Here is a 25,452-nt window from a genome sequence, read left to right on the forward strand (position 1 = left end):
AGAGCAGTCTGCTGGGGCACGGCGCAGACGCTAGTGCGTTCAGCGTATTGACGTCAACTCTGCGGGATTGTCCTCCCGCATGCTGGGCATGGCACGATTGCGTCGTGACCACCCAGCAGCTGCCCAGCCGCCTCGTGTTCCGCACACCGGCGACCGCGGTGCTCGGCGCGCTGCTGTTCGCCGTGGGCGCGATCCCGTTCGCGTTCGCGGCGCCCTGGCTGTTCGTCGTGTACGTGTTGCCCATCGCCGCCATCGTGCTGGTGCTGCGGCTGCGCACGACCGCCGACGCCGCGGGCCTCGTGGCACGGACCGCGTTCGGCCGCCACGAGCTGGCCTGGACCGACATCCGCGCGCTGCGGGTGTCCGAGCGGTCCTGGGTGCGTGCCGTGCTCGACGACGACCGGGAGCAGGTCCTGCCGACGGTCCGCGCCCGACACCTCCCCGCGCTGGCCCTGATCAGCGGCGGCCGTTTGGCAGATACCAGTCCGCCTCCCCGGGATTAAAAGTGTTGGTTGCGGCCCGGCGCATGGTGCGTATCGGAGGTGGATCGTGGCTGGGTGCCGTCACGTTCCCCTGAGGTTTCGTTGGCTGGTCCAAGACCTTCCACGATGATCTACAAGACTGGAGGAGCCGTGCCAGAGCTCCGTTCCCGCATCACCACCCACGGTCGCAACGCGGCCGGCGCGCGCTCGCTGTGGCGCGCCACCGGGATGACCGACGGCGACTTCGGCAAGCCGATCGTGGCGATCGCGAACTCCTACACGCAGTTCGTGCCCGGGCACGTGCACCTGCGCGACCTCGGCGACATCGTGGCCGAGGCGGTTCGCGAGGCCGGCGGCGTGGCGCGGGAGTTCCACACGATCGCGGTCGACGACGGCATCGCGATGGGCCACGGCGGCATGCTCTACTCGCTGCCCTCGCGGGAGATCATCGCGGACAGCGTCGAGTACATGGTCAACGCGCACGCGGCCGACGCGCTCGTCTGCATCTCCAACTGCGACAAGATCACCCCGGGCATGCTCAACGCCACGATGCGGCTCAACGTCCCGACCGTGTTCGTGTCCGGCGGGCCGATGGAGGCCGGCAAGGCGGTCGTGCTGGACGGGGTCGCGCACGCGTCGTCCGACCTGATCACGACGATCTCCGCGTCCGCGAACGACAACGTGGACGAGGCCGGGCTGACCGAGATCGAGCGGTCCGCGTGCCCGACCTGCGGGTCGTGCTCGGGCATGTTCACCGCGAACTCCATGAACTGCCTGACCGAGGCGCTCGGCCTGGCGCTGCCCGGCAACGGCTCGACGCTCGCCACGCACGCGGCCCGCCGGGACCTCTTCGCGCGGGCCGGCACAACCGTGATGGAGCTGTGCCGCCGCTGGTACGGCTCGGACGACGACTCGGTGCTGCCGCGCTCGATCGCCACCCGCGACGCGTTCGTCAACGCGATGGCGCTGGACATGGCGATGGGCGGGTCGACGAACACGGTGCTGCACATCCTCGCGGCCGCCCGCGAGGGCGAGGTGGACTTCACGCTGGCCGACATCGACGCGATCAGCCGGCGGGTGCCGTGCCTGTCGAAGGTGTCGCCGAACTCGAGCTACCACATGGAGGACGTGCACCGGGCCGGCGGCATCCCGGCGATCCTCGGCGAGCTGTGGCGCGCCGGGCTGCTGAACGAGGACGTGCGGACCGTCCACAGCCCGTCGCTCGCGCAGTGGCTGTCGTCCTGGGACATCCGCGCGGAGTCGCCGTCGCCGGAGGCGGTGGAGCTGTACCACGCGGCGCCGGGCGGGGTGCGCACGACGAAGGCGTTCTCCACGACCAACCGCTGGTCGTCGCTCGACGCGGACGCGGCGGGCGGCTGCATCCGCGACGTCGAGCACGCGTACACCGTGGAGGGCGGCCTGGCGGTGCTGCACGGCAACCTCGCCGAGAACGGCGCGGTCATCAAGGCGGCCGGGATCTCCGAGGACCTCTTCCGCTTCGAGGGTCCGGCGCGCGTGGTGGAGAGCCAGGAGCAGGCCGTTTCGGTGATCCTGTCCCGGGAGATCCAGCCGGGCGAGGTGCTCGTCGTGCGCTACGAGGGCCCGGCGGGCGGGCCGGGCATGCAGGAGATGCTGCACCCCACGGCGTTCCTCAAGGGTGCCGGCCTGGGCAAGAAGTGCGCGCTGATCACCGACGGCCGGTTCTCCGGCGGCACGTCGGGCCTGTCGGTCGGGCACATCTCCCCCGAGGCGGCGGGCGGCGGCACGATCGGCCTGGTGGAGAACGGCGACCGGATCCTGATCGACGTCCACGAGCGGCGCCTCGAGCTGCTCGTCGGCCCCGAGGTCCTGGCTGACCGCAGGGCGAAGATGGAGTCGAGCGAACGCCCGTGGCAGCCCAGGGATCGCCAGCGCCCGGTCACCGCGGCACTGCGCGCCTACGCGCGCCTGGCGACCGACGCGAGCATGGGCGCGGTCCGCGACCCGGGCCGCTAGGCCGTCGCGACCGGCGCGGGCGGCCGGTGTGTGGCCGACGTGCGCCCGTGGATCGTCGACGTGCTTCCCGAGGCCGCCGCCGAGCGGGCCGCGAGCCTGATGGCACGGGGTGCGGCGGCCATGCGGGACACGCTGGCCGCTATGAGCCGCGTCACGCCGTCCCACGATGCGGATGCGGATGGACCAACAGGTGGACCCGTGGCACGCTGACTGACATGCAGGCAGCGAAGGAAGTTCTTCTCGTGGCAAGGCGCCACGTGGACCTCGTTCGCGTCTCCAGCGCGATGTGCCGGCGCTTCGGATAGCCCGCCGCCGCGTGCATTGACCTTGCCAAAGCCGGCGCCGGGTGCGCCGGCCGAGCCACCCCGACCGAACGGGGTTCTACCGGCGCGCGCGAACGCCACAAGAACCTCGGAGGACAGGGGTGTCAACTCCCACCACAGCGCGACGCGCGCCTGCGTCGGCCGCCAAGCGGCGCGGTGAGGGGCAGTGGGCGCTCGGCTACCGCGAGCCCCTCAACCCCAACGAGCGAAGCAAGAAGGACGACCACCCGCTCAACGTCCGTGCCCGCATCGAGAACATCTACGCCCACACCGGGTTCGCCGGCATCGATCCGGGTGACCTGCGGGGCCGGTTCCGCTGGTTCGGCCTCTACACCCAGCGCAAGCCCGGCATCGACGGCGGCCGCACGGCCACGCTCGAGCCGGAGGAGCTCGACGACGAGTACTTCATGCTCCGCGTCCGCATCGACGGCGGGGCGGTCACGACCGAGCAGCTCAAGGTCATCGGCGAGGTGTCGCAGACCTACGCGCGCGACACCGCCGACATCACCGACCGGCAGAACATCCAGTACCACTGGATCCGCATCGAGGACGTGCCGGCGATCTGGGCGAAGCTCGAGGGCGCCGGCCTGACGACGATGGAGGCCTGCGGCGACAGCCCGCGGGTGATCCTCGGCTCGCCGGTCGCCGGCATCGCCGAGGACGAGGTGCTCGACGCGTCCCCGGCCGTCGAGGAGATCAAGCGGCGCTTCATCGGCGACCCGCAGTTCGCGAACCTGCCGCGCAAGTTCAAGACCGCCGTCTCCGGCCTGCCCGACGTCGCGCACGAGATCCACGACGTCGCGTTCGTCGGCGTCGACCACCCCGAACACGGGCCGGGCCTGGACGTGTGGGTCGGCGGCGGCCTGTCGACCAACCCGATGATCGGCCAGCGGCTCGGCGCGTGGATCCCGCTCGACGACGTGCCCGAGGTGTGGGCCGGCGTGATCGGCATCTTCCGCGACTACGGCTACCGCAGGCTGCGCCACCGCGCGCGGATCAAGTTCCTCGTGAAGGACTGGGGCGCCGCGAAGTTCCGCGAGGTGCTCGAGACCGAGTACCTGAAACGCCCCCTGGTCGACGGCCCGGCCCCGGTCATCCCCGAGCAGCCGCACGACCACGTCGGCGTGCACCGCCAGAAGGACGGCCGGTGCTACGTCGGCGCCGCGCCGATCGCCGGCCGCGTCTCCGGCTCGACGCTCGTCGAGGTGGCGAAGGCGGCCGAGCGGGTCGGCTCGTACCGGGTCCGGTTCACCCCGCTGCAGAAGCTGCTCGTGCTCGACGTCGACCGGTCCGATGTGGACAGCCTGCGCCACGAGCTCGTCAAGCTGGGACTGCCGACCGAGCCGTCGCCGTGGCGGCGCGGCGTGATGGCCTGCACCGGCATCGAGTTCTGCAAGCTCGCGATCGTCGAGACGAAGGCCCGCGCGGCCGAGCTCGTCGCGAGCCTCGAGGAGCGGCTCGCCGACATCACCGCCGACATCACCGCGCCGATCAGCGTGCACATCAACGGCTGCCCCAACTCCTGCGCACGCATCCAGACCGCGGACATCGGGCTCAAGGGCCAGATCGTCACCGACGCGGACGGCAACCAGGTCGGCGGCTTCCAGGTGCACCTCGGCGGCGGGCTCGGCCTCGACGCCGGCTTCGGCCGCAAGCTGCGCGGGCACAAGGTCACCGGGCCGGAGCTGACCGGCTACGTCGAGCGCGTGGTCCGCCGGTTCGTCGAGGGCCGCAAGCCCGACGAGCGGTTCGCCCAGTGGGTGGCCCGCGCGGAGGAGGCGGACCTGCGGTGACCGAGCGCGCCACCCCGTTCTACTGCCCGTACTGCGGCGACGAGGACCTGCGCCCGCAGGAGGAACCGCACGCCGCCTGGCTCTGCACCGGCTGCCGGCGGGTGTTCACCGTCAAGTTCGTCGGCCTCAACCTGGCGAACGAGCACGCGGAGGCCACACAGTGACGACCACGGAGACGACGGCGGAGACGACGGCGGAGACGACGGCGGAAACGACGGCCCAGACCACCAGGGACTCGCACGCACTCGCCGAGCGGGCGGCGGCCGAGCTCGCCGACGCGACCGCGGCCGAGGCGCTGGCGTGGACCGCACGGACGTTCGGCGACCGGTTCATCGTCGCGTCGAACATGCAGGACGCGGTGCTGATCGACCTCGCCGTGCGGGCGAAGCCCGATGTCGACGTCCTCTTCCTGGAGACCGGCTACCACTTCGCCGAGACGATCGGCACGCGTGACGCGATCGCGCTGACCTACCCGGACATCCGGATCGTCAACGCCGAGGCGGAGCAGTCGGTGGCCGACCAGGAGCGCGAGCTAGGCCTGCTGAACCAGACGGACCCGAACAGGTGCTGCTTCCTGCGCAAGGTGGTGCCGCTGCGGCGCACGCTCGCGAACTACGACGCGTGGGTGACCGGCGTGCGCCGGGCCGACGCGCCGACCCGGGCGGGCACGCCGATCGTGCAGTGGGACGAGCGCAACGGGCTGGTGAAGGTCAACCCGATCGCCGCCTGGTCCGACGAGGAGTTCAGCGAGTACATCGCGGCCAACGGGATCCTCGAGAACCCGCTGGTGAGTGAGGGATACCTGTCGATCGGCTGTGCGCCGTGCACCGCGAAGCCGCTGCCGGGGGCCGACCCGCGCAGCGGCCGGTGGGCCGGCCTCGCCAAGACCGAATGTGGGTTGCACGGATGACCGCCACCATCAGCACCGATGCCACGGCATCACTGCTCACGCCCGCACCGCTGGACGCGCTGGGCCGCCTGGAGTCCGAGGCGATCCACATCATGCGCGAGGTGGCCGGCGAGTTCGACCGGCCGGTGATCCTGTTCTCCGGCGGCAAGGACTCAACCGTCCTGCTGCACCTCGCGGTGAAGGCGTTCTGGCCGGCGCCGGTGCCGTTCCCGTTGCTGCACGTGGACACCGGGCACAACTTCGACGAAGTCATCGACTTCCGCGACCACATCGCGCTGCAGTACGGGCTGCGCCTGGTCGTCGCGGACGTGCAGGACTGGATCGACGACGGGCGGCTCACCGAGCGGCCGGACGGCACCCGCAATCCGCTGCAGACCGTGCCGCTGCTCGACACGATCGCCGAGCATCGCTTCGACGCGGTCTTCGGCGGCGGCCGGCGCGACGAGGAACGGGCGCGCGCGAAGGAGCGGATCTTCAGCCTGCGCAACAGCTTCGGCCAGTGGGACCCGCGCCGGCAGCGTCCGGAGCTGTGGAACCTCTACAACGGACGGCACCGCCCGGGCGAGCACGTGCGGGTCTTCCCGCTGTCCAACTGGACCGAGCTGGACGTGTGGCGCTACATCGCGCGCGAGGGCATCGCGCTGCCGTCGATCTACTTCGCGCACGAGCGCGAGGTGTACCAGCGCGACGGCATGTGGCTGACGCGCGGCCCCTGGGGCGGCCCGCGCGAGGGCGAGACCGTGGTGACGAAGTCGATGCGCTACCGCACGGTCGGCGACGGCTCGTGCACCGGTGCCGTCGAGTCGACCGCGGCGACTCTGGACGAGGTGATCGCCGAGGTGTCGGCGAGCCGGCTCACCGAGCGCGGCGCCACCCGCGCGGACGACCGGCTCTCCGAGGCCGCCATGGAGGACCGCAAGCGCGAGGGCTACTTCTGATGACCGATCTGCTGCGCCTGGCCACGGCAGGCTCCGTCGACGACGGCAAGTCGACGCTGGTGGGACGGCTGCTCTACGACACGAAGTCGGTGCTCGCCGACCAGCTCGACGCGGTGCACCGCGCGAGCGTGGACAAAGGACTGTCCACTCCGGACCTCTCGCTGCTCGTGGACGGGCTGCGCTCGGAACGCGAGCAGGGCATCACGATCGACGTGGCGTACCGCTACTTCGGCACGCCACGGCGGACGTTCGTGCTGGCGGACACGCCGGGCCACGTGCAGTACACCCGGAACACGGTCACCGGCGCGTCGACCGCGCAGCTGGCGATCCTGCTGGTGGACGCGCGCAAGGGCGTGGTCGAGCAGACCCGCCGGCACGCCGCGGTGCTGGCGCTGCTGGGCGTGCCGCGGCTCGTGCTCGCGGTGAACAAGATCGACCTGGTGGACTTCGACCAGGAGACGTTCAGGATCATCGCGAAGGAGTTCGGCACGCACGCGGCCGCACTCGGCTACCCGGACGGCTCGGTGCTGACGATCCCGGTGTCCGCGCTGCACGGCGACAACGTCGTGACGCACTCGGCGAGCACGCCGTGGTACGAGGGGCCGACGCTGCTCGAGCACCTGGAGACGGTTCCGGTCGAGCCGGACCCGCACGAGGCGCCGCTGCGCTTCCCGGTGCAGTACGTGATCCGGCCGCGCACGGCCGACCACCCGGACTACCGCGGCTACGCGGGGCAGATCGCGGCGGGCAGCGTCCGGCCGGGCCAGGAGGTCGTGGTGCTGCCGGCCGGCCGGCTCACCAGGGTCACCCGGATCGACACCCAGGAGGGCGCGCTGACCGAGGCCACCGCGGGCCGCTCGGTCACGCTCGTGCTGGCCGACGACATCGACATCTCGCGCGGCGACCTCATCGCGGGCCAGGGCGAGCCGCCGCGGATCACCGACGAGCTGGACGCGACGCTCGCGTGGCTCGCGGAAAAGCCGCTGCGGCCGGGCGCGCGGGTGCTGGTCAAGCACGGGGCGCGCACGGTGGCCGCGATCATCGGCGAGCTGCGCACCCGGTTCGACGAGCAGCGGCTGTCCACAGTGGATGCTCCGGAGTCGTTGGAGCTCAACGAGATCGGCCAGGTGTCCGTCCGCACGGCCGAGCCGATCCCGGTCGACGACTACGCGAGGCACGGCCGAACCGGCGCGTTCCTGGTGATCGACCCGGCCGACGGCACGACGCTCGCGGCGGGCCTCGTCGGCGCGCCGCTCCCGGTGCAGGGCGGCTAGCGATGGCACCGCCACTGGTCGCCGTCGCGCACGGCAGCAGGGACCCGCGGTCCGCGGCGACGATCGCGGCGCTGGCCGACGTCGTGCGCGCGCAGGCGCCCGCGCTGGACGTGCGCACGGCATTCCTCGACCTGTCCGCGCCCCGGCTGCCGGACGTGCTGGCCGCGCTGCACGGCGCCGGGCACCGCGACGTCGTCGTCGTGCCGTTGTTGCTGGGGAAGGCTTTTCACGCGCGCGTCGACCTGCCGTCGATGATCGCCGAGGCGTCGGCGCGCCTGCCGCGGCTGTCGGTGTCGATGTCCGACGTGCTCGGCCCGGACCCCCGGCTGTCGGCGCTGGCGCTGGGCCGGCTCGCCGCCGCCGGCGCGCGCGCCGGTGACTCCTCGCTCGGCGTGATCCTCGCGGCCGCCGGGTCCTCGCACGCGCCCGCCAACCACGCGGTGTCCACTGTGGCCTCGTCGTGGGCAGCCCTCGGCTGGGCCGGGGTCCGGGCGGCGTTCGCCTCGGCGGCGGCGCCGGACGTGCCGGCCGCCGCGGCCGAGCTGCGTGCCCGCGGGGCGCGGCGGATCGCGGTCGCGTCGTGGTTCCTGGCGCCGGGCCGGCTGCCGGACCGCGTCACCGAGCAGGCGCTCGAGGCCGACCGGTCCGCGATCGTGGCGGGCCCGCTCGGTGCGGACGCGTCACTGGCCGAGCTCGTACTCGACCGCTACACCGCGGCCGCCACCGCGCACGTGGACCTGCGCTACGCCTGACATCCCGTGGCCATATCGCCACGCACGGTAAACGTGAATGCTTGACGTAGATCACTACTGCCTAGTAAGCACGAAGTACGGATCCGGAACCTCTTGCCCTGCAACGCGATTCTTGAGGTGAGGATGATGAAGTTCGCCCTGCGCGCCGGCATCGGCGTGCTCGCCGCTGGCGCGGCCGTGTTCGCGCTGGCCCCCGCGGCGTCGGCCGCCCCGACGGACATCAACTACGACTGCCAGGCGGACACCCCGCTGGGTGCCCAGAGCGCCGCGCTGACCCAGACGGTCGACGCGAGCGCGCCGGCGACCGTCGCCCCCGGGGGCGCGCTGGACGTGGTGGTCGACCCGGCTCCGAGCACCGTGCCGACGGAGGTGTCCGGGTACGAGGTCAAGGAGGTCAAGGGCTTCACGCTGAAGGTGCCGGTGCCGGCGAACTCGACGCTGACCGGCGTCGACCTCACGGGCGGCTCCGGACTGGGCGACACCCCGCCCGCGTGGTCCGAGTCGGGCGGCGTGGTCACGGTGACCTGGGACGGCCCGATGCCGGGCGGCTCGACGTTCGAGATCCCGACGGTGACGGCGCACCTGACGGCGGGGGCCTCAGGTTCGATCGACTCCGGCCTGTACGGCACCAGCTACGACGACCCCGGCCTGACCTTCACGACGGTGGTGTCGACCTTCCTGGGCGACATCTCGGCGCCGACGTCGTGCTTCCCGAACCCGAACCCGGTGCTCACGTCGACCGCGATCGGCTGACCCGGGCGCGGTAGGGCGTCCCCCGGCAGCGTCGCCGGGGGACGCCTTTCCTTTGTCCGCAGGCCTTCGTTGGCCCGCGGGCAGTGGCCGGCACCCCTGCGGTCCGTCGTGCCCGTCCTAATTCTTGTCTGCTGCAGCCCTTTGGTTGATCGGGCGGCGCCTGCGGTCCTGGTCCGCCAGTGACGGCGGGAGCCAGGCACCGTCCACTCTGTACAGGTCCGTGCCCGGGGGGACGATCTCGTCGATCCGGTCCAGTACCGCGTCCTCCAGGACCAGGTCCGCGCCCGCGAGAGACGACTCCAGGTGCGCCATCGTCCGTGGTCCGATGATCACCGACGTCACCGCCGGGTGCGTCGTGGGGAAGGCGACCGCCAGCTCCGGCAGCGTGCAGCCCACCTCCGCCGCCAGCTTCGTCAGCTGCTCCAGCGCCTCGAACTTGGCCGCGTTGCCCGGAATGGACGGGTCGAAGCGGCCCGGGTTCAGCGCCGCACGACCCGTGGTCAGGTCGACCGGCTCGCCGGCGCGGACCTTGCCCGACAGGAAACCCGAGGCGAGCGGGCTCCACGTCAGCACGCCCATGCCGAGCCGCCGGCACGTCGGCAGGACACCTCGTTCCACGCCGCGGCCGATGATCGAGTACGGCGGCTGTTCGGTACGGAACCGGTGCAGGCCGCGCGCCGACGCGACGTGGTAGGCCTCCACGATGTCCTCGGCCGGAAACGTCGAGCAGCCGAACGCGCGGATCTTCCCCGCCCGCACCAGGTCCGTCAGCGCGGACAGCGTCTCCTCGATGTCCGTGCGCTCGTCGGGACGGTGGATCTGGTACAGGTCGATCCAGTCCGTGCGCAGCCGGCGCAGGCTGTCCTCCACCTCACGGACGATCCAGCGCCGCGAGTTGCCGCCGAGGTTCGGTCCGTCCGCGGGCGGGAAGTGCACCTTCGTCGCGAGGACGACATCGTCGCGACGCCCCTCCAGTGCCTTGCCGACGATGACCTCGGACTCGCCGTTCGAGTACATGTCCGCGGTGTCGACGAAGTTGATCCCGCCGTCGAGCGCGGTGTTGATGATGCGAATGCAGTCGCCGTGGTCGGGGTTGCCGACCGCGCCGAACATCATGGCGCCCAAGCAGTGGACGCTGACCTCGATTCCGGTGCCGCCAAGGGTGCGATAGCGCATGGCAGAACCGTATGTGCTGGAGCGGACTCCAGGTCAAGTTGACTGATACCCCCATGGGGTATATGGTTCTCGGCATGAACCCGCAATGGCGAACCGCGGTGAGCGCCACGCTGCACTGCCTCACCGGCTGCGCGATCGGCGAGGTGCTCGGCATGGTCATCGGCACCGCGGCCGGCTGGTCGGCACTCCCGACCGTGCTCCTCTCGATCGCCCTCGCGTTCCTGTTCGGCTACTCGCTCACGATGCGGCCGGTGCTGCGCGCGGGCGTCGCGTTCAAGACAGCCGTCGGCGTGGCGCTCGCCGCCGACACGCTGTCGATCACCGTGATGGAGATCGCCGACAACGCGTTCATCGTGGCCATCCCGGGAGCGATGGACGCCGGCCTGACCTCGCTGCTGTTCTGGGCCAGCCTGATCGCGTCGCTCGCGATCGCGTTCGTGATCACCGTGCCGGTGAACAGGTGGACGATCTCGCGGGGCCGAGGCCACGCGGTCGTGCACAAATACCATTGACCAGTGGTACGTCCGATCACCAGGTGCGCCTCGTACCGGCCGGCGGAACCTCAGGGGTACCGTGACGGCGGCCAGCCACGATCAACACCCATGCGCACCGATCGCTGGCACGTGACCGACGCATTGAACTCCGGGGAGGCGGGCTGTTCATGGCTGAGCTGGTGCACTACGCGACCGCGAACGGCGTCGCGACGATCACGCTGGACTCCCCGCAGAACCGCAACGCGCTGTCCGCACAGCTGCGCCGCGAGCTGCGCGACCACCTGAACACCGCCGCCGCCGACGACGCGGTCCGGGTACTCGTGCTCGACCACACCGGGCCCGTGTTCTGCGCCGGCATGGACCTCAAGGAGGCCGGCAGCGCCGGTTCGGCCACCGCCGGCGTCAACGAGTTCCCCGAGATCCTCACCCGGATCTGGACGAGCAGTAAGCCCGTCGTCGCGAAGCTGGCCGGGCCGGCGCGGGCGGGCGGCGTCGGGCTGGTGGCCGCCGCGGACATCGCGGTCGCGACCACCGACGCCACGTTCGCGTTCACCGAGGTCCGGCTCGGCCTCGTGCCCGCGGTCATCTCCGTGACCGTCCTGCCGCGACTGCTCCCCCGCGCCGCGCACGAGCTGTTCCTGACCGGCGAGAAGTTCGACGCCCGGCGCGCCGTGGAGATCGGGCTGCTCAACGCCGCGGTGGACAAGGACCAGCTCGACGCCGAGGTCGGCCGCTACACCGGCATGCTCGCCCTCGGCGGGCCGACCGCGCTCGCGGCCACCAAGGACATGCTGCGCCGCGCCCGCGCCGCGGACCTGACCGACGACTTCGCCGACATGCTCGAGCTCTCCGCCGGGTTCTTCGCCGCCGAGGAGGGCCAGGAGGGCATCGCCGCGTTCGCGCAGAAGCGGCCGCCGAAGTGGGTGCCGGTCAGCGAGTGACCACCCGGAACACGCCGGGCTCGGTCGCGTCGGTCAGCACGTCGGTGATCTGGCGGTAGCCCTCCGGATCGGACTGCTCGAACACCCCGGGCGCGGACCACACGAGCACGTGCTCGCCGGCCGGCAGCCAGGACAGGTCGCGCAGGCTGTCGAAGAGGGCGTCGAGGTTGCGGCCGAACCAGTCGGGGAACGACAACGCGTCGGCGACCGCGTCGTAGAAGTCTTCCTTGCCCTGAATCACCGTGCCGTCGATCGGGTGCTCCATGACGCTCATCGTGCCGGGTCGACGACGACGAAGGACGAGTAGTGGTCGCCTGTGTAGTAAAGCTCGCCGTCCGAACCGGTCACCATCCGCCGCGCGCCACGGTCGCGGCTACCCGGCGTGTCGACCGTGTACTCACGGTAGTAGCCGGACGTCTCCGCGGGCAGCAGCCGCTCGCGGTTGCCGAAGACGCGGCCGTCCTCGGCGTACGGGAACGGGCCGCCCTTCTCGATCAGCCGCCAGGTCCCGGTGGCCTCGGCCGGCAGCTGGGACAGCGCGCGGACCGGCAGCCCGGAGCCGGTGCCGGGCGGGCCGGCGGGGTCGTCGGTGACCAGCTCGCGCACGAACCACCCGGCGAGTACCAGCACGATGAGCCCGACCAGGGCGAACGTGATGCGACGTGAAGACCCCACGGGGCCAGCCTAGAAAGATCAGCGCCCGGTGGATTCCGCGGGCACCCGCGCCACCTTCGCGGCCGGCTCGCCGGTGACGGGCTCGTCGCCGGCGGGCTCTTCGACCTCGTCAGCGGTTTCGGCCGGCTCGGCGGACTCGGTGTCCTCGATCTGCACGTCGAGCGGCGGCTCCGGGTGCCTCGCGGGGCCGAAGAACGCCGACGCGTGGTCGACGACGCGGTCGATCAGCCAGGCCACGACCAGGCAGAGCGGCACCAGCACGACCACCACGAGCGCGAACTGGAACGGGAAGGGCAGCCCGGCGACCCACAGCTCGACGCCGTTCCACCAGTCCGACAACATGCCATCGAGAGTAGACCTACACCACTCGGACGGTTCGGGGGATCACGAACATAGGTAAGTTGCAGGGCATGTTCGCCGTCTACGCAGCCGAGCCCAACCCCGACAAGCCGCTCGACGCGCTTCGGGTGGGCGAGCGCCCCGAACCCGAGGTGCCCGACGGCTGGGTGCCCGTCACGGTGCGGGCCGCGAGCCTGAACATGCACGACCTGTGGACGCTGCGGGGCGTCGGCATCAAGCCCGAGCAGTTCCCGATGATCCTGGGCTGCGACGGCGCGGGCGTGCTCGCGGACGGCTCCGAGGTCGTGCTGCACGCCGTCGTCGGCGACGCGTCGGCGTACGGGGACGAGACGCTCGACCCGAAGCGCACGCTGCTGACCGAGAAGCATCAGGGCACGTTCGCCGACACGGTCATCGTGCCGGCGCGCAACGTGCTGGCCAAGCCGGCCGGGCTCTCGTTCAGCGAGGCGGCGTGCATGGGGACCGCGTGGCTGACCGCGTACCGGATGCTGTTCACGCAGTCGGGCCTGCGACCCGGGCAGACGATGCTCGTGCAGGGCGCGTCCGGCGGCGTGTCGACCGCGCTGGTGGCGCTGGGCAAGGCGGCGGGCATGCGGGTGTGGGTGACGGGCCGCAGCGAGGCCAAGCGGGCCATCGCCGAGGAGCAGGGCGCCGACCGGACGTACGAGTCCGGCGAGCGGCTGCCCGAGCGGGTCGACGCGGTGTTCGAGACGGTCGGCGAGGCCACCTGGAAGCACACGATGCGCTCGGTCAAGCCGGGCGGCACGATCGTCGTGTCGGGCTCGACCAGCGGCCCGAACCCGCCCGCCGACCTGCAGCGGCTGTTCTTCATGCAGCTGCGCGTCGTCGGCTCGACGATGGGTACCCGTGCGGAGCTCGCGAACCTGCTCGAGTTCTGCGACCTGGCGGGCATCCGGCCGCAGATCGGCACCGAGCTGCCGATGGCCGACGCCGCCGCGGGGTTCGAACAGATGCTTGCCGGCGAGACCGCCGGAAAGATCGTCTTCACTCGGTGAGGTCCAATGCCGCGAACGTTCACCCTCGATGCCGCCATCCAGCTCGCCCGCCGTGCCCACGAGGGCCAGCTGGACAAGTCGGGCCGGCCGTACATCGCGCACCCGCTGCGCGTGATGGGTCACCTGCGCAACGAGCACGAGCGGATGACCGCCGTGCTGCACGACGTGGTCGAGGACACCGACGTGACGCTCGACGACCTCACCGCGCTCGGCTGCCCGCCGGACGTCCTCGCCGCGTTGACGGCCATCAGCAGGCGGCCCGGTGAGGCGCAGGCGGACTACCTGGCGCGCGTCATGGCGAACCCGATCGCCCTGGCCGTGAAGCGGGCGGACATCGCGGACAACATGTCGGTCGACCGCATGGGCCGGCTGGACGCCGCGACGCAGCAGCGCCTGCAGGCGAAGTACGAGGCCGCGCTACGGGTGCTGGACGCGCCGTGAGCGGGGCTGCGCCTGGGCGCCGTCCAGCTGCGTGACCAGCGTCTTCGGCGCGATCGTGCGGTAGGCATCGGTCACGATCTCGGCGAGCTCGGTCCAGTCCTGCGGCACGTCGAGGTACACGCCGAGCCAGCCGCGATGCCCCACGTACGGGGGCCGGAAGAACCGCTCCGGGGCCTCGGCGACCAGCTCCTCCTGCACCCCGGGCGGCGCCGCGCACCAGAACGCGAGCCGGTCGTCGTGGTGGTGGTCGGCGTACATGACGAACGTCTTGCGCACGAACCACGTCGGCTCGCCGTGGCTGAGCTTCTCCGTGACCTCGGGAAGGGCCAGGCACAGCGCACGCAGGCGGGATAGCGGGTCGGTCGCCATGCCCGCACCCTAGGCGAGCCGGTGCCCGGGAGCTTGCACGGATGAGAACCGGCTGGCCCTCACGTCGAACCACACTCGACCGACGCTCGTGACAAGAACGACACGGCTGGCCGGGACCATCGAGAAGGGTGATGGTGGTTTTCCGACTGATTCGGGTATCCAGTTCCTACCAGTCACGAGGAGGTATCCGATGTGTTGCTGTGGCTGTGGTGCTGAACTGACGGACTCCCTGTACTGGGCTACCGAGATCTGTCACATCCGGTGGCTGAGCCAGCAGGCTCGCCTCGAACCCCCGACGGTGCGCACGTACTGCGGCGCGACGTACACCGAGCAGGTCGTTCGCGACGACTGACCCGGCGCGGGTGAGCCCGACCCGCGGGGACTACTTCTTCGCCTTGCTCTTGTCCGGTGACTCGTCGGTGGAGAGCGCGGCGACGAATGCCTCCTGCGGCACTTCCACGCGGCCCACCATCTTCATCCGCTTCTTGCCTTCCTTCTGCTTCTCCAGGAGCTTGCGCTTACGGGTGATGTCACCGCCGTAGCACTTCGCCAGCACGTCCTTGCGCATCGCGCGCACCGTCTCGCGCGCGATGACCCGCGAACCGATCGCCGCCTGGATCGGCACCTCGAACTGCTGGCGGGGGATGAGCTTGCGCAGCTTCGCGGCCATCTTCGTGCCGTAGCCGTAGGCCGCGTCGCGATGGACGATCGCGGAGAACGCGTCGACCGGCTCGCCCTGCAGCAGGATGTCGACCTTCACGAGGTCGGCGGCCTGCTCGCCGGCGGGCTCGTAGTCGAGCGAGGCGTACCCCCGGGTGCGGGATTTCAGGGCGTCGAAGAAGTCGAAGATGATCTCCGCGAGCGGCATCGTGTAGCGCAGCTCGACGCGGTCGGCGGACAGGTAGTCCATGCCGCCGAGCATCCCGCGCCTGCCCTGGCAGAGCTCCATGATCGCGCCGATGTAGTCGCTGGGCGCGATGATCGAGACCTTCACCACCGGCTCGTAGACCTCGGCGACCTTGCCCTCCGGCCAGTCCGACGGGTTCGTCACCGACGCCTCGCCGCCGTCGTCGAGCACGACGCGGTAGACGACGTTCGGCGCGGTCGAGATCAGGTCCAGGCCGGCCTCACGCTCGAGCCGCTCGCGCACGATCTCCAGGTGCAGCAGGCCGAGGAAGCCGCAGCGGAAGCCGAACCCGAGCGCGGCAGAGGTCTCCGGCTCGTAGGACAGGGCCGCGTCGTTGAGGCGCAGCTTGTCCAGCGCCTCGCGGAGGTCCGCGTAGTCCGAACCGTCCACCGGATACAGTCCGGAGTAGACCATCGGCTTGGGGTCGCGGTAGCCGGCGAGCGGTTCGGTGGCGCCGCGCTTCTCGCTCGTGACGGTGTCGCCGACACGGGACTGGCGGACGTCCTTCACTCCGGTGATCAGGTAGCCAACCTCGCCGACGCCGAGACCGGCGCTGGGCTTGGGTTCCGGGGAGATGATGCCGACCTCGAGCAGCTCGTGCGTGGCGCCGGTGGACATCATCCGGATCCGCTGCCGCGGCGTGATCTTGCCGTCCACGACACGGATGTAGGTGACGACACCGCGGTAGGTGTCGTACACGGAGTCGAAGATCATCGCGCGCGGCGCGGCGTCCGCCTCGCCTTTGGGCGCCGGCACGAGCCGGACGACCTCGTTGAGCAGCTCGCGCACGCCCTTGCCGGTCTTGGCCGACACCCGCATCACGTCGGACGGTTCGCAGCCGACGATGTGGGCGAGCTCCCCGGCGTACTTCTCCGGGTCGGCGGCCGGCAGGTCGATCTTGTTGAGCACCGGGATGATCGTGAGGTCGTTCTCCATCGCCAGGTACAGGTTGGCGAGCGTCTGCGCCTCGATCCCCTGCGCGGCGTCGACCAGCAGGATCGCGCCCTCGCAGGCCTCGAGCGCGCGGGAGACCTCGTAGGTGAAGTCGACGTGCCCGGGCGTGTCGATCAGGTGCAGCACGTGGTCCTGGCCGCCCACCTGCCACGGCAGCCGGACGTTCTGCGCCTTGATCGTGATGCCACGCTCGCGCTCGATGTCCATCCGGTCGAGGTACTGGGCACGCATCAGCCGTTCCTCGACCACGCCGGTGAGCTGCAGCATCCGGTCGGCCAGCGTCGACTTGCCGTGGTCGATGTGCGCGATGATGCAGAAGTTCCTGATCAGCTCAGGATCTGTGAACGTCGTGTCGGCGAACGTAGTCACTCAGGTTCCTCGGGTGTCATGCGGATACACCCCATCGTCCCATGCTCGCCGATCACTGCGGCGCGAGCAGGTCCCCAGCCGGGAAGTAGGTGCGGTAACGACCGACGTCCCTGGTCGACAGCCGCAAGCGACCGACAGCCGCGTGGGCGCCCTCATGACCTGAGCTCGGCGACCGCGTCGGCCAGCAGGGCGACGCCCTCGGCGATGGCGCGTTCGGACAGCGACGCGTACCCGAAGATCAACCCGGCCGGTCCGGTGTCGGCGAGCCGGTACGGCGCCACCCCGTACACGCCGATCCCGCGCCGCAGCGCCGCGGCCACCACGTCCTCCTCCGCGAGGTCCGGCGGCAGCCACACGACCACGTGCTGCCCGGCGGCCTTGCCCGCCACCACGAAGTCCGGCAGCCGGGCCGACAGGGCCGCCAGGAGCGCGTCCCGCCGCCGCCGGTAGACCGGGCGCATCCGCCGCAGGTGCCGGTCGAACTCGCCGCGCACCAGGAAGTCCGCGAACGCCAGCTGGTCGATCGCCGGCGAACCCCGGTCGGCCGCGTCCTTCGCGTCGGCCACCGCGTCCGACAGGTGCGCCGGCAGCACCAGCCAGCCCAGCCGCAGGCCCGGTGCGAGCGTCTTGCTCGCCGAGCCCGCGTACGCGACCAGGTCCGGCGCGAGCCCCTGCATGGCGCCGACCGGCGCCCGGTCGTAGCGGTACTCCGCGTCGTAGTCGTCCTCGATGACCAGCGCGCCGGTCCGCGCGGCCCACCGCAGCACGCCCGTGCGCGCCTCCGCGGTCAGCACGCCCCCGGTCGGCCACTGGTGCGAGGGCGTCAGGATCACCGCGTCCGCGCCGGAGCGCGCCAGCTCGTCCACCCGCACCCCGCAGTCGTCGACCGGGATGCCCACCACCTCCAGGCCCAGCCCCGACGCGGCCGGCACGGCGTCGTCGATCGAGGACGGGTCCTCGACCGCCAGCCGGCGCGCACCCGACGCGGCGAGCACCTTCATCAGCAGCGCGCTGCCCTGCGCGTACCCGTTGCAGATCACCATGTTCTCGGCCCGCGCCGCCGTGCCGCGCACCCGGTTGAGGTAGTCCGCGAGCGCCTCGCGCAGCTCCGGCATGCCGTGCCCGGACAGGTAGCCGAACCGGTCGCTCGGCGCCTCGGTCAGCACCGTCCGGATCGAGCGCAGCCACGCCGCACGCGGGAACTGCGTGACGTCCGAGCGCCCGTACCCGAAGTCGATCCGCGGCTTGCGCGCCACCACGGCGGCCGGCACGGCCCGCGCCGGCTCGGGAGCGATCGCCACCTGGGTGTAGCCGCCGGTCCGGCTCGTCAGGTAGCCCTCGGCGACGAGCTGCTGGTACGCCTCGACCACGACGCCACGCGACACCCCGAGGTCCGCGGCGATCGCACGGGTCGGCGGCAGCGCGCTGCCCTGGCGCAGCCGCCCGGTGCGGATGCTGTCCCGGATGGCCGAGGAGATCTGGCGGTGCAGCGGCACGCCGCCATCGCGCCGCAGCTCGATCAGCATGTCGGCGACCGGCGAATTGGTACTCGACGCGGTCATCGAATCGGACCTTAATACGTGGACCGATTCCTGTCACCTTTGTGGCATGACGACTTCGATGACACGCCTGGACGGGCAGCTGCTCCTCCCCGGTGATGACGGATACGACCAGGCCCGGACCATCTGGAACGCGATGGTGGACCACCGGCCGAGGATGATCGTGCGGGCCGCGAGCGTGGCCGACGTGGTGACCGCGGTGCGCATCGCCCGCGAGGCGGACCTGGCGATCGGTGTGCGCTGCGGCGGGCACAGCGGTGTCGGCCACGCGGTGCCCGACGGCGGCCTGATGATCGACATGACCCCCATGGGCGGTGTCCGGGTCGACCCGGTGCGCCGCAGAGCCCGGGTGGCGGGCGGTGCCCTGCTCGGCGCGGTGGACGAGGCTGCCCAGGTCCACGGCCTCGCGACCACCGCGGGCAACGTCTCGCACACCGGCGTCGGCGGCCTCACGCTCGGCGGCGGCATGGGCTGGCTCGCCCGGCAGTACGGGCTGGCCTGCGACAACGTCGAGTCCTACCAGGTGGTCACGGCCGGCGGCGAGGTCGTGCGGGCCAGCCGCGAGGAGCACCCGGACCTGTACTGGGGCCTGCGCGGGGGCGGCGGCAACTTCGGCATCGTGACCGAGTTCGAGTTCCGGCTGCACCGCACCGGCACGCGGGCGCTGTCGGTCGAGTACGACTTCCCGCTCGAGCAGGCGTTCGCGGCGATGCGGGCGTGGCGGGACCTGAACGAACAGGCACCGCGGCGCGCGACGTTCACGGCGTCGCTCGGGCGGAGCGGGCCGGCCACGCTCGGCTTCGTGTGGGTCGGCGACCCGGCCGAGGGGCGGGCGTACCTGCCGGCGCTGGGCGCGCTGGGCAGGCCGGCCCAGACCCGCGTCCGCGAGGTGTCCTATGTGCAGCTGCAGACGCGGGAGGACTCCGTGCAGGGGCACGCGTACCGCCGCTACTCCAAGGGCCACTACCTGCGCGCGCTGCCGGACGCGGCGATCGAGGCGTTCCTGTTGCGCGGCAGCCCGACCGGGCACGGCGAGCACCTGCCCGGCGTGGGCCTGCAGGCCTACGGCGGCGCGATCGACGACGTGCCGGACTCCGACGCGGCGTTCGGGCACCGCGGCACGCTCGTCGAGTGGGGCGCGGGCACCCGGTGGACCGACCCGGCCGAGGACGACGTGCGGATCGCGGCCGCCCGGCACACGGCGGCCGCGCTGGCCCCGTTCGCCAGCGGCGTGTACGTCAACGCGGTGGGCGACGAGGGCGCCGCGGGCGTGCGGCGGGCCTACCCGGCCGACAAGCTCGCGAAGCTGACCGCGCTGAAGGACGCCTACGACCCGGACAACGTCTTCCACCTGAACGCGAACATCCGGCCGAGCCGGTGAACTCAGCGCTGCCGGGCCCGCCGGGTGAGCAGCAGCCCTCCCGCCACGAGCACGGCGAGCAGGACGGCGAGGACGACCGGTCCGGCCGCGTCCACCCAGCCGACGAGGGCGCGCTGGACCGTGCCGGCCGCCTCGACGACCGGGTCCACGGGGTTGCCGCCCGCGTGGAACAGGCGCAGCTCGTAGAAGCCGTAGTAGCCGACGTACGCGCCGGCGACGAGGAGCAGCACGCCGCCGGCCCGCGTCACGTACGGCAGGGCGCGGCGCAGGCCGGTGACGACCGCGGTGCTCGCGAGCGCGGCCGCGACGGCGAGCACGGCGACGACGAGGCCCATGCCGAACGCGTAGGCGAGGAAGGCCGCGAGCCCCGAGCCGACGTCGCCGCCGCGCAGCGCCACCCCGGCCGCGGCGAGGAACGGCCCGATCGAGCAGGACAGCGAGGCGACCGCGAACGCGACGCCGTAGCCGGCCATCGAGACGAGCCGCGTGCTCGGCGCGCCGCGGGCCGGCCTGGGCAGCAGCAGCCGGATCTCCCGGCCGGCGAGCAGCAGGGCGCCGACCACAACCATGACCACGCCGACGACGAGCGTGACAACCGGGAGGTAGCGCTGCAGCGTGCCGGCGAGCGGCGCGGAGAGCAGCCCGAACACGCCGAACACCACGACGAACCCGGCCGCCATGAGTCCCGCGGCGGCGAGCGCGCGGCCCACGCGAGCGGCCCGCGTCGTGTCCGTCTCGGCGGCCACGACCATCGCCAGGTAGCCGGGCAGCATGGCGAAGCCGCACGGGTTGACGGTCGCCAGCATGCCCGCGGCGAGCGCGAAGGCCAGCTCGTCCATCAGCGGAGCGCGGCCACCCGGTCGAGCAGCTCCTGCTTGGCGAGGATGTCGGTCTCGACCTCGATGTCGCCGTTCGAGCTGACGAACGCGTAGGCCGGCTGGTAGGTCACGCCGAACCGCTTCCAGACCGTGGCCTCGGTGTCCGCGATGTGCGGGAACGAGGACAGGTCGAACCGCTGGATGAAGTCCCGCATCGCGGGCACCTGGTCCTGCGCGGCGACGCCGACGAACTGAACGCCGGAGTCCCGCGACGCCTGCGCCATGGTCGGCGCCTCCGCCTGGCAGTTCGAGCACCACGGCGCCCAGAACCACAGCAGCGCGGGCTTGCCGGCGAGGGACGCGCCGGAGAAGCCCTTGCCGTCCACGGTCTTCGCGGTGAAGCGGAGCTTCTCGGGCACCGGCTTCGGAGCCGGCTTCGGCGCCTTGGCCGTCGCGGACGCGCCGGTCGCGGCGTCGTCCGCGGCGGTGGTCGTCGCCGCTTCGGTCTTCGGCGCCTCTGGTGCCGGGCCGGCGGCCTCCGGTTGCGTGCCCCCGCAGCCGGCGAGCACCAGTACCGCCCCGAGTACCGCGATCATCGCCGGACGCAGCCGTGCCATCGAGCTCTCCTTCAGGTCGTCCGTTTCGTCCCACCGCATCATCGCGCCGGGTGGACCGGACGTACCCTTACGAACCTGTGACGCCTGGCCGCGTGGCGGCGAAGTGCACGACCGCACCGGACATGTGCAGCCGGTCGATCCGCAGGCCCGCGCCGTCCAGCCAGCGCTCGACCGCGGCGACGGTACCGCCGGGGCCGAAGAGGCCGGCACGCCGGAACATCCCGATCGCGACATCCTGGCGCAACCCCGCACCGCGCACAATCGTGTCGCCCACGATGCGGCCACCCGGGCGTACGCACCGGGCCATCTCGCGCACGGCTATCGGCGGGTCGGGTAGGCAGTGCAAGCCGTTGAAGGTGACGCAGAGGTCGAACTCGCCGTCCGCGAACGGCAGCGCGGCGACGTCGGCCTCGCGAAGCTCGACGGCCAGCCCGAGCCGGCCGGCCTGCCGGCGGGTCCGCTCGAGCATGCCGGTCGAGATGTCCGCACCGACGTAGCGGATACCTGGCCGCAGCCCGCGCAGCGCGACCCCGCCGCCGCACGGTACGTCGAGCACCGCCGCGCCGACCGGCAGGTCGCGGATCGAGTCGATGGTCCCGTAGAGCAACCCGGTGTCGGTGCCCCAGAGCAGGCGCCCGGCGGGCCGGGCGAGCCATTCCCGCTCCACGCCGTAGTCGTAGACCGCGCCGCCGAGGCGCCCGACCGTCTCCGTCCATCGCGTGCCGGCCATGCCCCATGGCTACCACGGGGCACGGCCGGCGCGCAGGTCTACTTCCAGCCGAGGTCGGTGATGTCGACGACCACGGTGGCGGCCGGCGTGTCGCCGCCCTCCTTCGCGATCACGATCACCTGCTCGTCCTTAGCCACGGAGGCGATCTTGCCGTCGCCGTTGACCTTGGTGTCCTTGTTCACCGTGTAGGTCTTGGCGTAGCCGTCCGCGCTCTTGAGGGCGATGGAGCCGGAGCTCACCGACGTCACCGCGCCCTTCTGGACGAGGACGGTCTGCGAGCCGCCGCCTTCCTTGGCGAGCACGACGGTGGCGTGCGAGATGTCCTTGATATCCATGTCGCCGAACGCGTCACCGAACCCGCTCCACGGGCCGCCATGGCCGCCCCAGTGGCCCCACGGACCACCCCACGGCCCGCCGTGGTCGTCGTCGGGTGCGGTCGAGGTGGCCGCGGTCGAGGTGCTCGCCGGTGTGGACGACGTCGCCGTGGCGATGCCGATCGCACCGAGGCTCGCCACGCCGACCACCGCCACGCCCACCCCGATACGCCAGGCGAGCCGGCGTCCCCGGTCAGAACTGTCGCTCATGTTTGCTCCCATCGGTTTCCGTGACACCAATGGTCGCGACGAGCGGGCCCGAAATCGTCGGACAGCCGACGGGACCTCGCCTACGCGCGGCGCGGTACCCGGCTTACCCGGGCGTACTCCCGTGGGAGTACTACGCGAGCCGGGTGACCTCGACGGACACCTCGATGGCGGTGGCAGAGCCGCCCGAGTACGTGCCCTTGAGCGGCGACACGTCCGCGTAGTCCCGGCCGAGCGCCACCCAGATGTGCCGCGGGCCGATCTCCACGTCGTTGGTCGGGTCGAAGCCCCACCAGCCGCCCGTCCACGCCTCGATCCACGCGTGGCTCTCCCCGCGCACGGTCTCGCCGACCTTCGCGTCCGGCTTCGTGTGCAGGTAGCCGGACACGTACCGGCCGGGGATCCCGATCGCCCGCAGCAGCGCGAGCGTCAGGTGCGCGTAGTCCTGGCACACGCCCTCGCGCGCGTGCCACGCGTCGACCGCCGAGGAGTGCACGCCGGTCGTCCCGCGCTGGTAGGTCAGCTTGTCGTGCACCCACTCGGAGACCGCGAGCACGGCCTCGACCGGCCGCCTGCCCTTGCGCAGCTCGCGGGCCACCCCGCTCAGCTCGCGGTGCTTCGGCACGTAGCCCGTCGGTTCGAGGAACTCCGCGTACCGGTCGAGGACCGCGGTGGAGCGCAGGTCCGCCCAGCTCGCCCCGTTGACGGGCGGGAGGTGCTCGTCGGTCTCCACCACCGACGAGGACACGATCTTCAGCTCGGTGTGCGGCGCGTGCAGGTCGAACGCGGTGACCTCGGTGCCCCAGTAGTCGGTGTACCGGTAGGACCGCGTGGCCGGCGTGGTCTCCAGCCTGCTCACGATGAGGTTTTGCTTGCGGTCGCTGCGCGGGGTCAGCCGGGCCTCGTTGTAGGACTGGGTGACCGGCGACTCGTACCGGTACCCGGTCGTGTGCACGACCCGCAACCGCCAGCTCACGACGCCCCCTCGCAGGCTCGATCACGCCGTCCACGGTCGCCCTGTGTCTGATGGCTCGCTCCGCAAGCTCCGCTCACAACGACACCCCCGCGTTCGTCCACGCCACCCACGGCACGGCGTGGAAGTATTGCAGCGCAACGGCTTCGCCGACGTCGCGGACGGTCTTCTGCAAGGTGGCGAGCCGGTCGGTGAGGTCGTCGAGCAGCTCGTCGTCGCGCAGGAACTCCAGGTCGCTGCGTGCCTTGCCGAGCAGCCGCAGCGCCTCGCCCTTCGCCCCGACCCGCGCGGTGGGCCGCAGGTCCAGCTGCTCGAGCACGGCCTCCGCCTGGCGTAGCGCGTAGAACACCGAGCGCGGGAACAACCGGTCCAGCAACAGGAACTGCACGACCCGCGCGGAGTCCAGTGCGCCGCGGTAGGTGCGCAGGTACGTGTCGTGCGCGCCGGCCGACCGGAGCACGGTGACCCAGCCCGGCGACGACGGCTTGTCCCCCGCCCGCGACATCAGCAGCCGCACGATCATGTCCACGCGCTCGACGGACCGGCCCAGTACGAGGAACCGCCAGCCGTCGTCGCGGGACAGCGTCGAGTCCGCGAGTCCCCAGAACATGGCCGCGCGCTCCTCGACGAAGGAGAAGAACTCGTGCGGGCCGAGGCGTTTCGCCGCGCGCTGCCGCTCGGGCACGGCGTTCCACATCGCGTTGACCGACGACCAGAGTTCCGTGGAGACGACCTCGCGCGCGACCCGGGCGTTCTCCCGCGCGCTGGTGATGGAGGCGACGATCGAGCCGGCGTTGTCGCGGGAGAACGCGACAAGGTCGGTCAGCGGCCGCACGTCGAGCGCCTCGCCCGACGGCGGCGCGATGCCGAGGACGCCGAGCAGCTGGCGGCTGCTCGCGTCCGGGTCGGCGGTCGCGTCCTCGAGCAGGTGGTGCACCGAGACGTCGAGGATCCGCGCGGTGTCGTCGGCCCGCTCCACGTACCGGCCGATCCAGTAGAGGGACTCGGCGTTACGGGCGAGCATCGAGCACCCCCTGCTGTTGCTGCTGTTGCTGCTGGCCGGTCGTCAGCTCGGGGCCACGCTCGGGCGCGATGTCCTCCACCCTGGGGCCGGCGAGCCCCGGGCCCGCGAGCTCGGCGTCCGCTGTGGACGATCGGGCGGCGAGCACCCAGGTGTCCTTGGAACCGCCGCCCTGCGAGGAGTTCACCACGAGGCTGCCCTCCGGCAGCGCGACGCGGGTGAGCCCGCCGGGGAGCACGAACACGGAGTTGCCGTCGTTGACGGCGAACGGCCGCAGGTCGACGTGGCGGGGCTTGAGCCGCTGGCCGACCTTCGTCGGCACGGTCGAGAGCTGCACGACCGGCTGGCCGATCCAGCGGCGCGGGTCGTGGCGGATGCGGCGGCGCAGCGTGGCGAGCTCGCGCTGGGTGGCGGACGGGCCGAACACGATGCCGTACCCGCCGGAACCCTCCACGGGCTTGACCACGAGCTCGTCGAGCCGGTCGAGCACCTGTGCCTGCTCGTCGGGCAGCCAGCAGCGGAAAGTGTCCACATTGGGCAGCAACGGCGACTCGCCGAGGTAGTACTTCAGGATGTCGGGCAGGTAGGTGTAGACGAGCTTGTCGTCGGCGACCCCGTTGCCGACCGCGTTCGCGATGGTCACGTTGCCGAGGCGGGCGGCGAGCATGAGCCCGGGGGATCCGAGCATCGAGTCGGCGCGGAACTGCAGCGGATCGAGGAACTCGTCGTCGACCCGGCGGTAGATCACGTCGACGCGGGTCGGGCCGGCGGTCGTGCGCATCCACACCCGTCCGCCCGAGCAGAACAGGTCGCGACCTTCGACGAGCTCGACGCCCATGAGCCGCGCGAG

General features: G+C 71.8%; 29 protein-coding genes. 15 read left to right on the top strand and 14 right to left on the bottom strand.

The features are described 5' to 3' along the window. Positions 1 to 104: 104 nt before the first annotated feature. The 10 genes from VH969_RS05430 to VH969_RS05470 all read left to right on the top strand — a co-directional run bounded on the left by VH969_RS05430 (position 105) and on the right by VH969_RS05470 (position 9,220). Complete coding sequence (locus VH969_RS05430; RefSeq protein WP_331971304.1) at positions 105 to 503, top strand: PH domain-containing protein; 399 nt, start codon at positions 105 to 107, stop codon at positions 501 to 503. A 129-nt stretch (positions 504 to 632) separates the two neighbouring features. Next, positions 633 to 2,477: a dihydroxy-acid dehydratase gene (gene ilvD / locus VH969_RS05435; protein ID WP_331971307.1), complete on the top strand. Its 1,845-nt coding sequence runs from the start codon at positions 633 to 635 to the stop codon at positions 2,475 to 2,477. 215 nt (positions 2,478 to 2,692) lie between these two features. After that, positions 2,693 to 2,782 (top strand): putative leader peptide, encoded by a 90-nt coding sequence (locus VH969_RS34470; RefSeq protein ID WP_414638429.1) that lies wholly within the window; start codon positions 2,693 to 2,695, stop codon positions 2,780 to 2,782. 119 nt (positions 2,783 to 2,901) lie between these two features. Then, positions 2,902 to 4,593, top strand: coding sequence for a nitrite/sulfite reductase (locus VH969_RS05440; protein ID WP_331971310.1), 1,692 nt, complete (start codon positions 2,902 to 2,904; stop codon positions 4,591 to 4,593). Then, entirely contained in the window at positions 4,590 to 4,757 is a 168-nt protein-coding gene (locus VH969_RS05445; RefSeq protein ID WP_331971314.1) for an Insertion element protein, read from the top strand. Before VH969_RS05440 ends, VH969_RS05445 begins: the two co-directional genes overlap by 4 nt. Then, positions 4,754 to 5,503, top strand: a complete 750-nt coding sequence (locus tag VH969_RS05450; protein ID WP_331971317.1) for a phosphoadenylyl-sulfate reductase — start codon at positions 4,754 to 4,756, stop codon at positions 5,501 to 5,503. The genes VH969_RS05445 and VH969_RS05450 overlap by 4 nt, the downstream gene beginning before the upstream one ends. Continuing rightward, positions 5,500 to 6,441 (top strand): sulfate adenylyltransferase subunit CysD, encoded by a 942-nt coding sequence (cysD, locus tag VH969_RS05455; RefSeq protein WP_331971320.1) that lies wholly within the window; start codon positions 5,500 to 5,502, stop codon positions 6,439 to 6,441. The genes VH969_RS05450 and cysD overlap by 4 nt, the downstream gene beginning before the upstream one ends. Then, a complete protein-coding gene (cysN, locus tag VH969_RS05460; RefSeq protein WP_331971323.1) occupies positions 6,441 to 7,715 on the top strand; it encodes a sulfate adenylyltransferase subunit CysN in 1,275 nt (424 codons plus the stop codon). The genes cysD and cysN overlap by 1 nt, the downstream gene beginning before the upstream one ends. Positions 7,716 to 7,717: 2 nt before the next feature. Further along, entirely contained in the window at positions 7,718 to 8,467 is a 750-nt protein-coding gene (locus tag VH969_RS05465) for a sirohydrochlorin chelatase (protein WP_331971326.1), read from the top strand. A gap of 126 nt (positions 8,468 to 8,593) precedes the next feature. Further along, positions 8,594 to 9,220: a cyclase gene (locus VH969_RS05470; RefSeq protein ID WP_331971371.1), complete on the top strand. Its 627-nt coding sequence runs from the start codon at positions 8,594 to 8,596 to the stop codon at positions 9,218 to 9,220. 117 nt (positions 9,221 to 9,337) lie between these two features. On the opposite strand, the gene VH969_RS05475 is transcribed toward VH969_RS05470, so the two are convergent. Further along, positions 9,338 to 10,396 (bottom strand): aldo/keto reductase, encoded by a 1,059-nt coding sequence (locus tag VH969_RS05475; RefSeq protein WP_331971329.1) that lies wholly within the window; start codon positions 10,394 to 10,396, stop codon positions 9,338 to 9,340. A gap of 74 nt (positions 10,397 to 10,470) precedes the next feature. Here VH969_RS05475 and VH969_RS05480 point away from each other — a divergent pair, with 74 nt between their 5' ends. Both VH969_RS05480 and VH969_RS05485 read left to right on the top strand, forming a co-directional pair. After that, the gene (locus VH969_RS05480; RefSeq protein WP_331971331.1) at positions 10,471 to 10,908 is read left to right on the top strand and encodes a DUF4396 domain-containing protein; all 438 of its coding nucleotides are present in this window, start codon (positions 10,471 to 10,473) and stop codon (positions 10,906 to 10,908) included. Positions 10,909 to 11,057: 149 nt separating this feature from the next. Further along, positions 11,058 to 11,831: an enoyl-CoA hydratase-related protein gene (locus VH969_RS05485; protein WP_331971334.1), complete on the top strand. Its 774-nt coding sequence runs from the start codon at positions 11,058 to 11,060 to the stop codon at positions 11,829 to 11,831. Here VH969_RS05485 and VH969_RS05490 read toward each other — a convergent pair. The 3 genes from VH969_RS05490 to VH969_RS05500 are packed head-to-tail and all read right to left on the bottom strand — an operon-like array spanning position 11,821 to position 12,848. After that, on the bottom strand, positions 11,821 to 12,096 hold the full coding sequence (locus VH969_RS05490; RefSeq protein ID WP_331971337.1) for a barstar family protein: 276 nt from the start codon (positions 12,094 to 12,096) through the stop codon (positions 11,821 to 11,823). The genes VH969_RS05485 and VH969_RS05490 overlap by 11 nt on opposite strands. Positions 12,097 to 12,101: 5 nt before the next feature. After that, positions 12,102 to 12,506 (bottom strand): guanyl-specific ribonuclease, encoded by a 405-nt coding sequence (locus tag VH969_RS05495; protein ID WP_331971340.1) that lies wholly within the window; start codon positions 12,504 to 12,506, stop codon positions 12,102 to 12,104. 18 nt (positions 12,507 to 12,524) lie between these two features. Next, positions 12,525 to 12,848: a hypothetical protein gene (locus tag VH969_RS05500; RefSeq protein WP_331971373.1), complete on the bottom strand. Its 324-nt coding sequence runs from the start codon at positions 12,846 to 12,848 to the stop codon at positions 12,525 to 12,527. A 68-nt stretch (positions 12,849 to 12,916) separates the two neighbouring features. Here VH969_RS05500 and VH969_RS05505 point away from each other — a divergent pair, with 68 nt between their 5' ends. Further along, the gene (locus VH969_RS05505) at positions 12,917 to 13,882 is read left to right on the top strand and encodes a zinc-binding dehydrogenase (protein ID WP_331971343.1); all 966 of its coding nucleotides are present in this window, start codon (positions 12,917 to 12,919) and stop codon (positions 13,880 to 13,882) included. A 6-nt stretch (positions 13,883 to 13,888) separates the two neighbouring features. Further along, positions 13,889 to 14,323: a phosphohydrolase gene (locus tag VH969_RS05510; RefSeq protein WP_331971346.1), complete on the top strand. Its 435-nt coding sequence runs from the start codon at positions 13,889 to 13,891 to the stop codon at positions 14,321 to 14,323. Here VH969_RS05510 and VH969_RS05515 read toward each other — a convergent pair. From VH969_RS05515 to pdxR, 3 genes are all read right to left on the bottom strand, one after another. Then, the gene (locus VH969_RS05515) at positions 14,300 to 14,692 is read right to left on the bottom strand and encodes an MmcQ/YjbR family DNA-binding protein (protein ID WP_331971349.1); all 393 of its coding nucleotides are present in this window, start codon (positions 14,690 to 14,692) and stop codon (positions 14,300 to 14,302) included. The two genes, VH969_RS05510 and VH969_RS05515, sit on opposite strands and share 24 nt — an antisense overlap. A gap of 382 nt (positions 14,693 to 15,074) precedes the next feature. Next, positions 15,075 to 16,922 carry a translation elongation factor 4 gene (gene lepA / locus VH969_RS05520; RefSeq protein ID WP_331971351.1) on the bottom strand — a complete coding sequence of 616 codons (1,848 nt, stop codon included), beginning with the start codon at positions 16,920 to 16,922 and terminating at the stop codon, positions 15,075 to 15,077. A gap of 152 nt (positions 16,923 to 17,074) precedes the next feature. Next, positions 17,075 to 18,484, bottom strand: a complete 1,410-nt coding sequence (gene pdxR / locus VH969_RS05525; protein ID WP_331971353.1) for a MocR-like pyridoxine biosynthesis transcription factor PdxR — start codon at positions 18,482 to 18,484, stop codon at positions 17,075 to 17,077. 46 nt (positions 18,485 to 18,530) lie between these two features. Between pdxR and VH969_RS05530 the strand changes: the two genes are divergently transcribed. Continuing rightward, the gene (locus VH969_RS05530; protein ID WP_331971355.1) at positions 18,531 to 19,862 is read left to right on the top strand and encodes an FAD-binding oxidoreductase; all 1,332 of its coding nucleotides are present in this window, start codon (positions 18,531 to 18,533) and stop codon (positions 19,860 to 19,862) included. A gap of 2 nt (positions 19,863 to 19,864) precedes the next feature. Here the strand turns inward: VH969_RS05530 and VH969_RS05535 are convergent, their stop codons facing one another. The 7 genes from VH969_RS05535 to VH969_RS05565 form a co-directional block, all read right to left on the bottom strand. Beyond that, positions 19,865 to 20,701, bottom strand: coding sequence for a cytochrome c biogenesis protein CcdA (locus VH969_RS05535; protein ID WP_331971357.1), 837 nt, complete (start codon positions 20,699 to 20,701; stop codon positions 19,865 to 19,867). Beyond that, complete coding sequence (locus VH969_RS05540) at positions 20,701 to 21,297, bottom strand: redoxin domain-containing protein (protein ID WP_331971359.1); 597 nt, start codon at positions 21,295 to 21,297, stop codon at positions 20,701 to 20,703. Before VH969_RS05540 ends, VH969_RS05535 begins: the two co-directional genes overlap by 1 nt. Before the next feature lie 67 nt (positions 21,298 to 21,364). Further along, positions 21,365 to 22,027 carry a class I SAM-dependent methyltransferase gene (locus VH969_RS05545; protein ID WP_331971361.1) on the bottom strand — a complete coding sequence of 221 codons (663 nt, stop codon included), beginning with the start codon at positions 22,025 to 22,027 and terminating at the stop codon, positions 21,365 to 21,367. A gap of 38 nt (positions 22,028 to 22,065) precedes the next feature. Beyond that, entirely contained in the window at positions 22,066 to 22,611 is a 546-nt protein-coding gene (locus VH969_RS05550) for a hypothetical protein (RefSeq protein ID WP_331971363.1), read from the bottom strand. A 130-nt stretch (positions 22,612 to 22,741) separates the two neighbouring features. Further along, positions 22,742 to 23,584 carry a transglutaminase family protein gene (locus VH969_RS05555; RefSeq protein WP_331971365.1) on the bottom strand — a complete coding sequence of 281 codons (843 nt, stop codon included), beginning with the start codon at positions 23,582 to 23,584 and terminating at the stop codon, positions 22,742 to 22,744. 73 nt (positions 23,585 to 23,657) lie between these two features. Next, positions 23,658 to 24,605 (bottom strand): alpha-E domain-containing protein, encoded by a 948-nt coding sequence (locus tag VH969_RS05560; RefSeq protein WP_331971367.1) that lies wholly within the window; start codon positions 24,603 to 24,605, stop codon positions 23,658 to 23,660. Next, a partial coding sequence (locus VH969_RS05565) for a circularly permuted type 2 ATP-grasp protein (protein WP_331971369.1) occupies positions 24,592 to 25,452 on the bottom strand: 861 nt, incomplete at its 5' end. The genes VH969_RS05565 and VH969_RS05560, both read right to left, overlap by 14 nt.

The organism is Actinophytocola sp. (assembly GCF_036555685.1).
Taxonomy (GTDB): Bacteria; Actinomycetota; Actinomycetes; order Mycobacteriales; family Pseudonocardiaceae; genus Actinophytocola.